General features: G+C 60.6%; 15 protein-coding genes. 8 read left to right on the top strand and 7 right to left on the bottom strand.

Translation table 11 applies throughout. The features are described 5' to 3' along the window. Positions 1-14: 14 nt before the first annotated feature. From AC24GY_RS27890 to priA, 5 genes are all read right to left on the bottom strand, one after another. Positions 15-581 carry a nucleotide exchange factor GrpE gene (locus AC24GY_RS27890; RefSeq protein ID WP_487689763.1) on the bottom strand — a complete coding sequence of 189 codons (567 nt, stop codon included), beginning with the start codon at positions 579-581 and terminating at the stop codon, positions 15-17. Positions 582-611: 30 nt separating this feature from the next. Then, positions 612-2,060 (bottom strand): PP2C family protein-serine/threonine phosphatase, encoded by a 1,449-nt coding sequence (locus AC24GY_RS27885; protein WP_422319472.1) that lies wholly within the window; start codon positions 2,058-2,060, stop codon positions 612-614. 35 nt (positions 2,061-2,095) lie between these two features. Beyond that, positions 2,096-2,632, bottom strand: a complete 537-nt coding sequence (locus tag AC24GY_RS27880) for an STAS domain-containing protein (RefSeq protein ID WP_422319474.1) — start codon at positions 2,630-2,632, stop codon at positions 2,096-2,098. Between the two features lie 11 nt (positions 2,633-2,643). Next, the gene (locus AC24GY_RS27875; protein WP_422319476.1) at positions 2,644-3,138 is read right to left on the bottom strand and encodes a hypothetical protein; all 495 of its coding nucleotides are present in this window, start codon (positions 3,136-3,138) and stop codon (positions 2,644-2,646) included. Between the two features lie 75 nt (positions 3,139-3,213). After that, entirely contained in the window at positions 3,214-5,550 is a 2,337-nt protein-coding gene (gene priA, locus AC24GY_RS27870; protein WP_487689760.1) for a replication restart helicase PriA, read from the bottom strand. Between the two features lie 105 nt (positions 5,551-5,655). Here priA and cdaA point away from each other — a divergent pair, with 105 nt between their 5' ends. The 7 genes from cdaA (at position 5,656) to AC24GY_RS27835 (ending at position 10,578) form a co-directional block, all read left to right on the top strand. Further along, the gene (cdaA, locus tag AC24GY_RS27865) at positions 5,656-6,462 is read left to right on the top strand and encodes a diadenylate cyclase CdaA (protein WP_422319480.1); all 807 of its coding nucleotides are present in this window, start codon (positions 5,656-5,658) and stop codon (positions 6,460-6,462) included. Further along, complete coding sequence (locus AC24GY_RS27860) at positions 6,440-6,751, top strand: hypothetical protein (protein ID WP_422319482.1); 312 nt, start codon at positions 6,440-6,442, stop codon at positions 6,749-6,751. Before cdaA ends, AC24GY_RS27860 begins: the two co-directional genes overlap by 23 nt. Before the next feature lie 34 nt (positions 6,752-6,785). Continuing rightward, a complete protein-coding gene (glmM, locus tag AC24GY_RS27855) occupies positions 6,786-8,147 on the top strand; it encodes a phosphoglucosamine mutase (protein ID WP_422319483.1) in 1,362 nt (453 codons plus the stop codon). Further along, positions 8,147-8,770, top strand: coding sequence for a dethiobiotin synthase (gene bioD / locus AC24GY_RS27850; protein WP_487689756.1), 624 nt, complete (start codon positions 8,147-8,149; stop codon positions 8,768-8,770). Before glmM ends, bioD begins: the two co-directional genes overlap by 1 nt. Before the next feature lie 110 nt (positions 8,771-8,880). Beyond that, positions 8,881-9,381, top strand: a complete 501-nt coding sequence (locus AC24GY_RS27845) for a hypothetical protein (RefSeq protein ID WP_487689754.1) — start codon at positions 8,881-8,883, stop codon at positions 9,379-9,381. 97 nt (positions 9,382-9,478) lie between these two features. Beyond that, a complete protein-coding gene (locus AC24GY_RS27840) occupies positions 9,479-9,838 on the top strand; it encodes a hypothetical protein (RefSeq protein WP_487689751.1) in 360 nt (119 codons plus the stop codon). Further along, positions 9,835-10,578: a hypothetical protein gene (locus tag AC24GY_RS27835; RefSeq protein WP_487689748.1), complete on the top strand. Its 744-nt coding sequence runs from the start codon at positions 9,835-9,837 to the stop codon at positions 10,576-10,578. Before AC24GY_RS27840 ends, AC24GY_RS27835 begins: the two co-directional genes overlap by 4 nt. 7 nt (positions 10,579-10,585) lie before the next feature. On the opposite strand, the gene AC24GY_RS27830 is transcribed toward AC24GY_RS27835, so the two are convergent. Both AC24GY_RS27830 and AC24GY_RS27825 read right to left on the bottom strand, forming a co-directional pair. Further along, positions 10,586-11,185, bottom strand: a complete 600-nt coding sequence (locus AC24GY_RS27830; RefSeq protein ID WP_487689744.1) for a phosphatase PAP2 family protein — start codon at positions 11,183-11,185, stop codon at positions 10,586-10,588. Continuing rightward, positions 11,182-12,717: an ArnT family glycosyltransferase gene (locus AC24GY_RS27825; protein WP_487689741.1), complete on the bottom strand. Its 1,536-nt coding sequence runs from the start codon at positions 12,715-12,717 to the stop codon at positions 11,182-11,184. The genes AC24GY_RS27830 and AC24GY_RS27825 overlap by 4 nt, the downstream gene beginning before the upstream one ends. A gap of 111 nt (positions 12,718-12,828) precedes the next feature. Between AC24GY_RS27825 and AC24GY_RS27820 the strand changes: the two genes are divergently transcribed. Further along, on the top strand, positions 12,829-14,052 hold the full coding sequence (locus tag AC24GY_RS27820) for a bifunctional folylpolyglutamate synthase/dihydrofolate synthase (protein ID WP_487689739.1): 1,224 nt from the start codon (positions 12,829-12,831) through the stop codon (positions 14,050-14,052). The last annotated feature ends 43 nt before the right edge of the window (positions 14,053-14,095 follow it).

The raw sequence follows: 14,095 nt of genomic DNA, 5'->3' as shown, positions 1-14,095 counted from the left end.
GTGTGAAAAAGGGGTTACGCCTCTGCAGGGGGCGTTGGACCACTGGAAACGATGACGCTGGCGGCACGCAGGAGGCGGTCCTTGAGCTTGTAGCCACGACGGGTGACGCGGATGACGGTGCCCTCCGGGACAGTGGGGCTGGCTTCCTGGGCGACGGCCTCGTGAAGATTGGGGTCAAAGACTTTGCCCTGGGCTTCGATTTCCAGCGCACCACTGTCGCGCAGGAAATCTTGAAGCTGGCGGTTCACCATGCTCATGCCCATGAAGACCATGGACTTTTCGGACTCCTGGCGGGCGGCTTCGAGACCCATGTCGAAATTATCGAGGATGGGGCACAAGGCGCGGAGGAGATCGCCATTGGCGTAGGCGCGGGTTTCCTGGGCCTCGCGGGCGGAGCGTTTGCGGAAGTTGTCCAGCTCGGCCTGGCTGCGGTAGGCCATGTCTTTCCAGCGCTCGACTTCCTGGGTCAGTGCCGTGATGGGGTCAAGCGGGGCTGCCTCCTCCCCTGGAGCGGCGGCTTCAGGATTGGGGATTTCTTCAACAGGTGCTTGCTGGGTCGTATCGGGACTCGGCTCGGTCATAAGTTTTCGCGGTGATTTGGGGGGCCGCGACTATGCCGTCTTCTGGATAGCAATCAAGGTGATGTCGTCATGGGAGCGCCGCCCCTTCAAAAAGTGTTCCAAATCCAGGATGATGCCGCCGATGACGGCTTTGGGCCCGTTCGGGGCATGTTTGGCGAGTTCCTCCTCCACGCGTTCCTCGCCGAATTCGATGCCTTTGGGATCCATGGCCTCGTTGACGCCGTCGGTGTAGAGCAGGAGGCAGTCGCCGGTCTGCATTTCGAAGCTGGCGTCCTTGGTGACGCGCTCAAAGACTGCGCCTTTGTCGATGCCAACACCGAGGCCGGGAGGGTGGATGGCCTCGACCTTGCCGGTGGCCTTGCGCCAGAGCAGCGCGGCATTGTGGCCGGCACGCGAGAGGGTGAGGTTCGAGCCGTCCTGCTCGACCACGAGGTAGGACATGGTGATGAACATGTCCTCGCGGATGTCCGGAGCGATCTGGCGATTGACGGCGCCGAGGACGGTGCTGGGGGAGGCGGAACTGGAGGCATTGGCGCGCATCAGGGTACGGCACATGACCGTGATCATGGCAGCACCGAGGCCTTTGCCCGAAACATCGGCAATGACGGCACCGAACCGACCGTCTGGCAGCGTGAAATAATCAAAATAATCACCGCTGAGGGTACGAGCGGGGATGTTTTTGCCCGCGATGATGAAGCCTGGGACCTGAGGATCGCGATCTGGCAGGAGCACCTTTTGGATCTGGCTGGCGTTTTGGAGCTCCTGCTGATCCATGCGGTTCTTGGCCGCCTCCTGATGAGACATGGCATTGGCCAGGGCGAAGGCGGACTGCTCGATGAGTGAATTGAAGACTTCGAAGTCGTTGGCGTTGTAGCTGCGGCCTTCTTTGGGAGAGGTGACGGCCAGAACACCGAGCCTGCGGACGCCAAAGCTCAGAGGGCCGATCATGGCGGTGACGTGCTGCTGGGAAGGCACCAAGTGCTCGCCGAGGCGTTTGTCCGTGCCGAGATCGGGCATCAACTCGGTCTTTTGCTGCATGAAAACGCTGCCGAGCAGACCTGACTGCACTTTTTCTGCATGCATGCGCAGGGTGCTGAGGAGAGTGGCTGAATTCTCCTTCATCTGCTGCCGCACGCGCTCGGGCAGGCTGATGAGGGGTGCACAAAAATCGGAGTAGTGCCGGGGCACGAGCTGCTGCGTGGCTTCGTCGTAGAGGTAAAGGGCACCGCCGGTGCTTTGAGTCACACGAATGGCGCCTTCAACAATCAAGCGGTACATGGAAGCCTGCTGATCGTCGCGCCAGATGGCCTCGCCGAGATCGTGCAGGTAGTGAAACATGCGGCGTTCTTCGGCCACGATGGCCTCTTCCTCGGCCCGGAGCGCCGCGATGGCGTGCTTTTGCTGACGTGCAATTTTTGCCAGCATTACCAGTCCCGCCGTCATCAGCAGTACGATCAGGACAAGAAGAGCGATGATCATGGGGGTAGGAGGCGGCCCGGCTCATCCGGGGGCGCCTAGGCAGGAACAGCAGATGTGCCAGCCTCCAGCTCTTTTTCCAAAAATTCGATCACATCGTGAAAACGGCTTTCGTTGGCGTCGCTGACTTCAGCGAGGGCCTGATGAGCGGAGAGCACGTGCTGGGTCTGCACTTCCTTGCATTCAGCGGTGGATTCGCCGCAATGCTGGAGCGCGTCGCAGACTTCCTTGCGTTCGGCTTCCCAGAGATTGCCGTCACGGTCCAGCTCAAGAATGTGGTCCAGTCCGAGGCTGGTGAGCAGCTGCAGATTGCGCTGGTTGGCGTTGACGACGCTCAAGGAGCCGCCACCGGATTCGCGGAGATTCAAGGCAGCACCCGTGAGCATGCCGAGAAAGGTGGAGTCCATCATGGGACAGCGCTCGAGATCGACGACGAGATTGCGCATGCCCTGGGCAACGACGCGTTGGAGAGCCTTTTTTGCCTGCAGGCTGTTTTGAAAGGTGCCTCGTCCATCCACCCTCATCCAGAAAACGCGGCCGATGGTGCCAACAAGAATATGAGTGGGAGGAGTCATGCGTTGCGGTTTTAGTTCCAGAGCGCGGATTGCTGGCTGACCAGTTCTTCCTTGCCGCGCAAAATACTGATGCGCCATGCGATTACCCGGCCACTTTTTTGGTATTCTGGGCCGACGACCTGGAATTTGGAAACGTTGCTGCGGTGAATGTCTTCGACGACCTGCTCTTGAACACGTTTGCTGAGGCCTGACTTCGCCTGCTGGTATTCGAACTTGACCGTCACCGGGCCGGTGCGGTCCGTAGTCTTCCAGAAAAACGCGTAGTAGTGGCCGAAGCGGTCAATGATGTCCTTCTTGGTCACTGCGCCGTAAATGAAGTGCTGGCGCTCAAACAGAATGGTCGGGTTCGTCGTCTGTGGCGTGAAGAACGGCATCAGGTGGTAGTACTTCACCTTGGAGATCTGGCCGCCCGGACCTTTCGTCGTGCTCGAACAGGCAGAAAGCGCAAAGGCCAGGATGGCTAGACATCCGAGGCGGAGGCAGGAGGTGCGTTTCTCTGTCGTCATGTAGGGGGGGCAATATTGAATCGGGACGCTTGATGTCAACGTTCCCTTCGATTCTTCGAATCGACAAAGGATAATTTACAAAAGTGACACGGGATCGACATCCCAGGTCACAATGACGTCCTGGGGGAGGGTGGTGGCCTGCAGAACTTGCTGGATGTGGCGGCAGAGGGGGCGGATTTTGGCCGCCCGTAGAAGGAGCTGGTAGCGAAACTGCCCGTGCGCCTTCGCCATGGCACAGGGGGCAGGCTCGCCCATGAGGACGTCTTCGGGCAGGCCCTCCAAGAGGCGTTTGTGAAGTGTTTGCAGGGCAAATTCGGCCATGGCCTGGTGTTTTCCCCGGCTGGCGAGGATGACCACGTGGGTGTAGGGCGGGTAATGAAAGGCGCGCCGCTGCTCCAATTCCTGCTGGGCGAAGCCCTCGAAGTCATTGTGACGGGAAAACTGCACGGCCGGGCTGTGAGGTGCGTGGGTTTGCACGACGACCTCTCCTTTGACCTCGCCACGCCCCGCACGGCCGGCGACCTGAACGAGGAGCTGAAGGGTGCGCTCCGCCGCGCGGAAATCCGGCAGATTGAGCGCGAGATCGGCATTCAGGACTCCGACGAGCGTGACATTGGGGAAATCAAGGCCCTTGGCGATCATCTGGGTGCCGATGATGAGATCGATTTTCTGCGCACGGAAATCCCGCAGGAGGTCGCGGAGCTGGTTTTTGCGCTGGATGGTGTCCGTATCCACGCGGGCGATGCGAGCGTGGGGGAACACTTCGCGCACCACGGTTTCGACACGTTCGGTGCCATAACCGGCGAATTTCAGGCCGGGCTCCTGGCAGGAGGGGCATTTCGACGGCGGCAGGCGCCGCGAACCGCAGACATGGCAGACGAGGCGGTTCTCGTGCTTGTGAAGCGTCATGGGAATGCTGCAGTCCTGGCACTGCACGGTCTCACCACAGGCGAGGCAGGCGAGGGAGGTGTTGAAACCACGACGGTTCAAAAACAGGATGGTCTGCTCCTTTTTTTCCAGGCGTGAGGTGATCGCGGTGCGGAGTTTTTCAGAGAGGATGCCAGTATTTGCCACGCTGGTGCCGGTGCCTTTGCGCCGTTCCATGCGCATATCGACGATGCGGATCAGCGGCAAAGTGCGGCCGTCCGTGCGGTTCAACAGCTTCAGCAGTTCGTACTTGCCGCTCGTGGCATTTTCGAAGGATTCGAGGCTTGGTGTGGCGCTGCCGAGCAGGACGACGCATTTTTCGATGCTGCCACGCACCACGGCGACATCCCGCGCATGGTAGCGTGGTTTTTCGTCCTGCTTGAATGAGGGCTCATGCTCCTCGTCCACAATGATGATGCCGAGGCGTTCAAGCGGGGCAAAAATCGCGCTGCGGGCACCGATGACGATGTCGGCACGGTCTTCGTGAATTTTGTACCACTCGTCGTGGCGTTCGCCGTCGCTCAAATGACTGTGAAGGACGGCGATGCGATCACTGCGATCGGAGAACCGGGCCTTGAAGCGCTCGATGGTCTGCGGTGTCAGCGCGATTTCCGGCACCAGCACGAGAGCGGTGCCACCACGCTCCAGCACACGGGCGATGGCCTGGAGATAGACTTCGGTCTTGCCGCTGCCGGTGATGCCGTGCAGCAGGATGGGTTTGGTCTGCTCCGTGGAATCAATCGCTGCGGCGACGCGGGTATAGGCGGCCTGCTGTTCATCCGTGAATGTCAGCGCCTGGCTGGGAAGGAAGGCCTCGTCGTGGAACGGATCGCGTTCCACGCGGACTTCGCTGCGGGTAATCCAGCCTGCTTTGATCAGGGAGGGGAGAATGGAGGCGGCACGGGGCACGTCTTTGCGGATCTGGCTGAGCGTCGCCTCGCCTTTGCAACTGCGCAGGATGTCCAGCACGCGTGCCTGCATCGGTGCCTTGTGCCGCAGCTTTTCAAATGCGTCCGGCGGTGGTTCGCGCAGGAGTTTGAGATGGCTGTCCATCACGAAACTGCCCGGTTTGTCCCGCACCGCCTGCGGCAGCATGGTGCGCAGCACGGTGTGAACGGAGACGAGGTAGTACTCCGCGATCCAGCGTGCGAGTTTGAGCAGTCCGGGGGTGAACATGGGCCGCTTGGCCACGATGGAGGCGATCTCCTTGAGCCGGCCGCGATGAGGTGACTCCTTCAGCAGCTCAAGCACCACGGCATTCATGCGCCGGTTTTGCAGGGGGACCATGACGCGCGAGCCGACGACGATCTCGCCCGAAAGGTTCTCTGGAATGGCGTAGTCGAGCTCCATGGCGGCGGCACCTTCCAGCTGCACGCGGGCAATTGGCACGGCTGCCTGTGGAGCGGGCGCCTCAACCACAACAGGCGCGCCAAACAGATCGCTCTGTTTTGGCGTGGCGGCGGCGCTGGGGCTGGTGCGTGACATGCGGGTGCATCCTAGCTGCCGTGAATCACAGGCCAAAACGATTCTTCTTTTGAGAAACAATTCACCCCGTGCGATAGTTTCACGGAGCAGGACGGAGCGAACGGCATGTGGAACTTTTTGACAGCACACTGGCGCGACGGCGTGGAGATTTTGATCCTCGCCGCCCTGGCGTATCATGGGTATCTGTTTTTCCGGGCCACACGTGGCGCACGCATTCTGACGGGGCTGCTGGTGCTGTTGCTGAGCCTGGCCTTGATCTCGCTGCTGCTGGAGCTGTCCGTCATCAGCAGCCTGCTGCAACGATTCTCGGTCTTCCTTGCGATCGCGCTGGTCATCATTTTTCAGCCGGAGCTGCGCCGAGTGCTGGCGGAGCTGGGCAGCAGCCGTATTTTTTCCTTCAATCGTCCGGATCCCGAGGTGCTGGATGTGCTGCTGGAGGCGATGCAGCAGCTGTCGTCACGCCGCTGCGGGGCGCTGTTTGCGCTGAAGCGTGGCATTGATCTCAAGCCTTATGCTGAGTCGGGTGTGGAGCTGGATGCGGTCATTTCGAATGAACTGGTCACCACGATTTTTCAGCCCAAGACTTCGCTGCATGATGGCGGGGCGATCATTGACCAGGGCCGCATCTCCGCGGCAGGCTGTGTTTTTCCGGTGAGCCAGCGTGATATTCAGGACCGAGCGATCGGCCTGCGACATCGGGCGGGGATGGGCATCTCGGAAGAGACGGACGCGATCGCGCTGGTCGTTTCCGAGGAGACCGGGGCGCTCTCGCTGTGTTTTCAGGGCAGGCTGGAGCATGATCTGGAGCCGATGAAACTGCGCCAGCGCATCAATGAAATTCTCAACAACGGCGTCGCGACAGGTTCAGAATCCGCACCGGAGGGCAGTCATGAACTGGGGAAATCAGCTTAAAGAATTCATCATGCGGAACTGGCGGGAGAAGATCATCTCCCTGGTGCTGGCTTTTTTGTTCTGGTTCATGATCAAGGCGCAGGACGCCCGCAACATGCCGTCTTACTCGATGCCGCCACCCGCGAGGATTCCCGTGCCGTCTTCTCCGGCGCCTTCCCAGCTCACGCCGGTGATTCCTGCGCCGGTGCAGCTCCCCTCGGAACTGGAGCCCATGCTTTCGCCGCCGAATGCTTCGATTCCGCCTGCGCGCACGCCGGGGACGGCAGGGAGTGGCAGCGCCGGGCTTTGACACTCTGGAAGTCCTGCGCTAGAAGCGCCGTCCTATGTCTGAAAAGCGCCAGTTCTTCGGCACCGACGGCGTCCGTGCCGTGGCCAATCGTCACCCAATGACCCCTGAGTTTGTCATGCGCCTCGCGCAGGCTTCCGCCGTGGTGCTCGGCGGCAAACCGGAGGGCGGTGAACGCCCCAAAGCCGTGCTGGGCCGCGACACGCGTGCTTCTGGCGAAATGCTTGAGTCCGCGCTGGCGGCGGGTCTGAATTCCGCGGGGGTGGATGTCATCCTCGTGGGACAGGTGCCCACGCCGGCGGTGGCCATGCTCAGCGCGCAGCTCGGCGCGAACTTTGGAGTGATCGTTTCGGCTTCGCACAATCCTTTCAAGGACAACGGCATCAAATTCGTCCATGGCGACGGTCACAAGCTCAATGACAAGACGGAGGTCGCGATTGAGCGCCTGGTGCTTGGCAATGAAGACACGCCGCGTCCGGAAGGCCGGGGCATTGGCCGCATCACCAAGCTGGCGGACGGCGTGGACCGTTATGTGGCGCACGCGATTGCCTCGATGGCAGGTGTGCGGCTCGACGGCATGCGTGTCGCGCTGGACAACGCGCATGGCGCTTCATCTTTCACCAGCGCGCTCGCTTTGGAGCAGCTCGGTGCCGACGTGCAGGTGTACCACTCCGAACCGGATGGCTTTAACATCAACGAAGAGTGCGGCTGCACGCACGCGGATGAGATCGAACGCATCGTGCGCCAGTGCCAGGCGCAGGCCGGCATCGCGCATGATGGCGATGCGGACCGCAGCGCGTTGTGCGATGAAGAAGCCATCGCACTGGACGGTGATGAACTGATGGCGATCGCCGCAGAATCCATGCTGCGCAAAGGCACGCTGAAGCAGAACACGCTGGCCGTCACGGTGATGAGCAACTACGGGCTGGACGATCTCGTTTCGCGTCTGGGCGGCCGTGTCATCCGCACGGGTGTGGGCGACCGCTATGTGCTCGAAGAAATGCGCGCACGCGGACTGAACTTCGGCGGCGAGCAGAGCGGCCACATCATCTTTGGCGACTGGGCCACGACCGGGGACGGATTGATCGCGGGTCTGCAGATTCTGCGCATCATGAAGGAAACGGGCGAGCCGCTGAGCGAGCTGCGCAAGTGCCTCAAAAAATTCCCGCAGTGCTCGCGCAACCTGCGCGTGCGCACGAAGCCGCCGGTGGACCAGCTCGTCGAGGCGCAGAAGATCATCAAGGAGACGGAGAAAAAGCTGGGCGACTACGGTCGTGTGCTGCTGCGCTACTCGGGTACGGAATCGCTGATCCGCCTGCTGGTTGAAGGCCGCGATGTGGAGTATCTTGAAGCGCAGGCGGATAAGATTGCGTCTGCAGTTCTTGCTCAGATCGGCTGATGTCACACTACTTCATCACCGGCACCGACACGGACGCAGGCAAGACTTACGTCACCTGTCTGCTGCTCGAAGCTTTGAAGCGCAGCGGTAAAACCGTGGCCGGCTTCAAGCCTTTTGTCTGTGGATCACGTGATGATGCGATTCATCTGGCCAATGCCGGGAGCGAGGGGCTGACTGTCGAGGAGGTGAATCCGGTATGGTTCAAGGTGCCGGCTGCACCTTACGCCGCTGCTTTGATGGAAAACCGGCGTATTGAACTGAACGAGGTCATCGCCTGCTATCAGGGGCTGGCGCAGCGCCACGAACACGTCCTCGTCGAGGGGGCGGGGGGATGGGAAGTGCCGCTCAACGAATTTTCGACGATGGCCGACTTTGCGCAGCGTCTGGCGCTGCCGGTGATCGTGGTGGTGAACAACAAGCTTGGGTGCCTGAACCACACGATTCTGACCGTGCGCAACATTCAGGCCCGTGGCCTCACGTGTGCCGGAATCATTCTGAACTACGTCCAGGAAGAGCGCGATGCTGCGAGCATCAGCAACCGGATGGTGCTGGAACATTTTCTGGATGTGCCGGTCCTTGCAGAAATCATGCATGGCGAGACGGAGATCGAGTGGCCGTTGTGAGGGTGGTTTGGGAAAGTGGAACAGTCACGGAGTCGAGGTTGACAACATCCTGCTGAGATTTCCTATTCGGGTACTGGCTCAGCACAATGTTGCGCTTTGCACTCAACATCATGAAAACATCGCTTCTTCTTTGTCTGGCCACTCTCATCGCAGCACCCCTGGCCCTCGCGGCTGACAAGGCGGTTGATTTTCCCAAAGCAACTCCGCTCGTCACCTTCGTGCTGCCCGACACCTGGCTGGTGGATTTGGACGACGAAGGTCTGATGGCCACGCCGACGAAGGACGATGACAGTGTGATCGTAGAATTGTCTGAACTCGAAGCCGGGCTGGACAGCCTTGAGGCTGCCGTGAAAGAGGCCAAGGAGACCGTTTCGGAATTCAAGAACATGAAGTACGACGAGATGGAGAAGGGCCAGAAGGACGGCCTGGGCATCGCCATCCTCAATGCCGAGGGTGAAGATGACAATGGCAAGGCTTTCATCAATCTTGTGCTGCTCGCCAAACCCGGTGCCAAGAACTGGATCCTGCTGTCCTGCATTTCGTCCAAAGAAGGCAGTGAGAAGCAGGGGCCGGCCATCGGTGCCATGATTGGCTCCATCAAGGCCAAGTAAGTCCTGCCGCAGCCATGCTCTTCAACGTCGTCCCGCTGGAGTCATTGAAGCAGCATGGTGACGCGATCGAAAAAGTGCTGAAATTCATCAAAGGCAAATGAGCGAAGCGACTTCGCCGACTGCTGCCAAAGAGGGCGTGTCCGTGGTGTGGAAGATCTGCGGCATCCTCTTCATCGTGCTCTGGATCATCGCGCACCTGGCGTGGGGTGCGATGGCGTTCATTGCGGATGTGATGGCGAATGACTCGGGCAGGGCGGACCCGGACAAGCACATGATGCTGATCTTTGGCATGATGGGCGGCCAGGTGCTTTGTGGGGCGGCGGGCGTTCCGGCCGGGCTGGCGTTTTTCTGGCGGAGCAAACGCAAGCTGCTGCTCGGGCTGTTTGCCATCCTGTTTGTGGTCGGGGCTCTGATCCAGGGCGGTGTGTTTTATTCTTTCTTCTCTTCGATGCCATGAACAAGTTTCTCATCCTTCCACTGCTCCTGCTGAGCACCGTCGTCTCAGCCGGTGAACCGCAGACGCTGTTTTTTGCGCAGGAGAACGCCAAGGAATACACGCGCATCGCTCTTACCATCGATGGGGACAAGGTCACCGGTACGCAAAACTGGCTGCCGAAACAGCCTGACGGGCATGGGGCGCATGGAACGATCAGCGGAAAGGTCACCGACGGCATCATCCGGGTGCTGTTTGAGTACACGATCGAAGGCTCTGAGCAGTCCGAGGAGGAGGTGCTCAAGCTTGATGGCGACAAACTTTACATTGGGGAAGGTCAGCTGCTGGCGGACCCCAAGAATGACGCACATCTGAAGCTCGAAGATCCCAGCAAGGTGGTCTTCAAGAAGCCGCTCAGCAAGATCCCAGTCTCTGAGCCGAAGGCCGGGACGCCGGAGCGCAAAGCCATCATGGATGCGATGCGTGCGCCGGTGAGTGCGGAGGTGGGGAGGGACGTGGTTTTCACCGGCACGGTGCGAGTCAGCGGCTCATGGGCGCGCTTCAACGGCCACGTGGATCCTGTCGGAGGCAAACCGAAAAACGAAGATATCGCTGCGGAGATGGAACTGGACTTTTTCGCGCTGCTGCAAAAAGACGGCAAAGGTGGCTGGAAGGTTCTGCACCAAGGCTTCGCCGGAGACATCGGCGTGATGGAGGCGGCGAAGGAAAATTATCCGAAGGCGCCGTGGGTGCTGTTTGAATGATGGCGAGTCACGCCTGACGGAGGAAACTCCTCGATGCGAACACCACTCCAAGGCCCACCAAGATGCCGATGGCCATCGAGGGCGGGATGTCGCTGGGCCAGTGTGCGCCACAGTAGATGCGTGAATAGCCAACTGCGGCTGCCAGGAGATACATGAACAGGCCGGCGCGGCGGTAGAAGCAGGCGATGACCGTGGCGGCTGCGAACATGTTGACGGTGTGGCTGGAGGGGAAGGATTTGCCAGTGGTCGCGCCGTTTGGTTCGCTGGGTTTGACCACAGGCTGCTGGAACAAGCGCATGAAGGCGGGTGAGGCGGTGCCGAGATCGCGCACGATGACATCACTGCGGGCATCGCGGGGACGCACGCGGCCGATGGATTTTTTCAGGGTGTTGGAGATCACGCCGTCGCCGAGGCCGATGGCGATGCCGAGGCAGAGCAGCATGATGCGGGCACGTTTGCCGCCGCGCCATGCGGTGATCAGCACGGCGGCGATGATGAGGGGCAGCCATGCCTCGATGGCGGAAAGGGCGGGCATCAACCAGTCGAGCGCCTGGTGGGACCAGGCGGTGTTGATTTGATGCAGCAGGCTGAGATCCCAGGCGTTCATTTTGTGGGCACAGGCTTCCACTGTTTCAAATTGTGTCCGAGATAGACACTGAACTCGCGCACTTCTTTCCCCAGCGGGACGCGGATGCTGCCACGGAATTCGAGTTTTTCGAAGGCGGTGGTGAAGAGGGTGTTTTGCAAAAGAGCGGGAACAGGGCCGGGTTCGAGAATCAGGGCATCGTCGCCGATGCGTTCTTCGGGGCCGGGCCAGATTTCATACTGGGACTGCACCGAGTCGCTGGGCTCCCAGCGATAGAGGCGAGGATGCGAGGGCATGTAGAAGGCCATCTCTGCTGCGTGGTAGCGATGGCCGAGGGCCATGACGAAGGTGTTCTGCGGCCTTGGCACCTGATCGAGGAATTTCTGGGCCTCGATGCCGGCTTCATTCCAGCCGCGCAGGCTGGCGAGCTTGTCGATGCCTTTCAGCTCCGTGGTGAAGATGATGACGAGCGCGAGATGCACGATGAGGACCAAGGCACCGCCGACCCGCAGGGACCAGCGCTCCCAGCCGGGATGCAGCTTGAACGGTGCGGCCCCGCGCAGCCATGCCGCCGCCAGAACGAATGCAGGCACAAAGAAGGCGGCGGGCCAGTTTGGATTGATACGCTGACGCAATGCCAGCACCGCAAAGCAGGCCAGCGCCGGAGCGGAGGCCAGGGTGAGGAACAGGAGCGGGCGGGAGAGATTTTTGCGCTGCTTCACCGCTGCTCTCATGGCTGCAACGAGCGCGACAAACGTCACCGGGGTGTAGATGAGCGCCTGCAGGCCGACGTTTTCCAAGGTGCGGCTCAACCAGCGGCCGAAACTGAGGTTTGAGGTGTCGAAGTGATGCTTGGTGTGCTCCAAGGTGATCCAGGCGTGGTTTTGGTTCCATTGCAGCACGGGGATGATGAAGGCCATGCCAAGGAGAATGGAGAGCCACATGCGCGGATTGCGCAGCAGGGCGCGGTCTTCGCGTGAAACGGCGGCGAAAACCAGCATGAGCGCCGGAAAGGCGAGCATCATCTGCTTGCTCAGGGTGCCGACGCCGATCACGAGAGCGAGTGCCAGCCAGCGCGTGTTGCACGTTGGTTTTTGCGCGGCATACCAGAAGAGCAGCAGGCCCAGCGTCCAGCACAGAAGAAGGGGAGCATCGATGGTGAACAGGAGGTTCAACCCGGCATTGGCAATGGTCAGAAGCACCAGCACGGCGGTGAGGAAAGCTGTGCGTGCATCAAACAGCACCAGAGCGATACGGTGGATGATGACCAGAGTGGCCGTACCCAGCAGCAGAGCCGCGAAGCGGATGCCCCACTCGGCATTGCCCGTGAGCGCGCCGATGACGCCCATCATCCAGCCGATCATGGGCGGCTTGCTGTAGTAGCACCAGTCTGGCCGACGGCCCCAGTCCCAGTAGTAGGCCTCGTCTCCTGCGAGATCCGCGCCATGTACAAACAGCAGCATCACGCCGATGCGTGCGATGAAAACGGCGGCGAGCAGCCACCAGAAGCGTTTAATCCAGGTCGAGGAGTCAGAAGCGGGAGTCAAAGACATGCGCGTGCATGATAGCCGTGAGTGCCGGGTGGGAAATGGGAATCCAATCTGACGATCTTGTTTCTTGGCTGCTTGCACCCTGCTGCGGCGCAGGCACCGTGCGGAAAAGGAATGATGAACGATACGGCGCAAAAAGAAATCGACTGGCTCTACAGCACCCAGTTCTACGGCATCAAGCTGGGGCTGGACAATGTGCAGCGACTGCTGAGCGAGCTGAAGCTGCCGGCGGCGGGGCAGAAGTTCATTCACGTGGCGGGGACGAATGGCAAGGGCTCGACCTGCGCCTTCATGCAGTCGATTTTGAAGGCGGCTGGCATCAACGCGGGGTTGTTCACTTCGCCGCATTTGATTCAGTTTGGGGAGCGCATTCGGGATGCTGAGCGCATGATCACGTCAGACGAAATCGCGGCAGGTGTCGTGCGATTGCGTGAACGTGTGGCGGGATGGGACCCGCATCCGACGTTCTTTGAGCTGACGCTGGCCCTAGCGTTGGAATGGTTCGCGCAGCGTGGCAATCCGTGGGTGGTGCTGGAGACGGGGCTTGGCGGGCGGCTGGATGCGACGAATGCGATCATGCCTGCGGTGAGTGTCATTACTCCGATCGGCTGGGATCACATGGACATGCTGGGGGATACGCTGGCGAAGATTGCGGCTGAGAAGGCGGGCATCATCAAGCCGGGGGTGCCGGTGGTGACGATGAGGCAGGAGGCTGAAGCGCTGGAGGTGATTTCACGTGCCGCTGCCGAGCGTGAAGCGCCGCTTACGATTGTCGAAACGCCCTGGCATGGAGAGACGGGGCTCGTGGGTCCGCATCAGCGGTGGAATGCGGCGATGGCTGTGGCGGCACTGAGGGCGGCAGGATTCAACTTGGATGAGGAGGTGATTGCGCGCGGTTTGCGTGAGGTGCAATGGCCTGCGCGGTTTCAAAAAGTGGGCGGTTGCATCATTGACGGGGCGCATAACATCGATGCTGCGCGTGTGCTGGCGCAAACCTGGGGCGAGCAGTTTCCGAATGAGAAGGCGGAGATCATCTTTGGCGCTGTGGCTGGCAAGGATACCGCTGCGGTGCTGCGTGAGCTTGCGCCCATTGCTGCGAGCTGGCATTTCACGGGATTTGAATCACCGCGTGCGCTGACTCCCGAGGCGCTGCGGGAGATTTGGAATGGGCTTGGACTTGAGGCCCGAGCTGTGACGACGCATGCGCGTGTGGTTGATGCCTTGGGCGCTGTGAAGGCGGAGGGGCGGGTGCTGATCGCGGGTTCGCTTTATCTGGCGGGAGAAGCGCTGGCACTGATGGAGAACAAGGCGGCTGCGTTTGAGAAGAGTGCGCAGTGAGGTGCGATGGCGCTCATGGATTGCGGTGGCGCTGATCGACAGA

This window comes from Prosthecobacter sp. Pr1 (assembly GCF_057652315.1).
The sequence above is the reverse complement of the archived record's forward strand: the minus strand, read 5'-3'. Positions and strand labels throughout refer to the sequence as shown.

Coding starts and splice junctions, on each gene's coding strand:
- AC24GY_RS27890 (WP_487689763.1), bottom strand. CDS start 581: ATGACCGAGCCGAGTCCCGATACGACCCAGCAAGCACCTGTTGAAGAA.
- AC24GY_RS27885 (WP_422319472.1), bottom strand. CDS start 2,060: ATGATCATCGCTCTTCTTGTCCTGATCGTACTGCTGATGACGGCGGGA.
- AC24GY_RS27880 (WP_422319474.1), bottom strand. CDS start 2,632: ATGACTCCTCCCACTCATATTCTTGTTGGCACCATCGGCCGCGTTTTC.
- AC24GY_RS27875 (WP_422319476.1), bottom strand. CDS start 3,138: ATGACGACAGAGAAACGCACCTCCTGCCTCCGCCTCGGATGTCTAGCC.
- priA (WP_487689760.1), bottom strand. CDS start 5,550: ATGTCACGCACCAGCCCCAGCGCCGCCGCCACGCCAAAACAGAGCGAT.
- cdaA (WP_422319480.1), top strand. CDS start 5,656: ATGTGGAACTTTTTGACAGCACACTGGCGCGACGGCGTGGAGATTTTG.
- AC24GY_RS27860 (WP_422319482.1), top strand. CDS start 6,440: ATGAACTGGGGAAATCAGCTTAAAGAATTCATCATGCGGAACTGGCGG.
- glmM (WP_422319483.1), top strand. CDS start 6,786: ATGTCTGAAAAGCGCCAGTTCTTCGGCACCGACGGCGTCCGTGCCGTG.
- bioD (WP_487689756.1), top strand. CDS start 8,147: ATGTCACACTACTTCATCACCGGCACCGACACGGACGCAGGCAAGACT.
- AC24GY_RS27845 (WP_487689754.1), top strand. CDS start 8,881: ATGAAAACATCGCTTCTTCTTTGTCTGGCCACTCTCATCGCAGCACCC.
- AC24GY_RS27840 (WP_487689751.1), top strand. CDS start 9,479: ATGAGCGAAGCGACTTCGCCGACTGCTGCCAAAGAGGGCGTGTCCGTG.
- AC24GY_RS27835 (WP_487689748.1), top strand. CDS start 9,835: ATGAACAAGTTTCTCATCCTTCCACTGCTCCTGCTGAGCACCGTCGTC.
- AC24GY_RS27830 (WP_487689744.1), bottom strand. CDS start 11,185: ATGAACGCCTGGGATCTCAGCCTGCTGCATCAAATCAACACCGCCTGG.
- AC24GY_RS27825 (WP_487689741.1), bottom strand. CDS start 12,717: ATGTCTTTGACTCCCGCTTCTGACTCCTCGACCTGGATTAAACGCTTC.
- AC24GY_RS27820 (WP_487689739.1), top strand. CDS start 12,829: ATGATGAACGATACGGCGCAAAAAGAAATCGACTGGCTCTACAGCACC.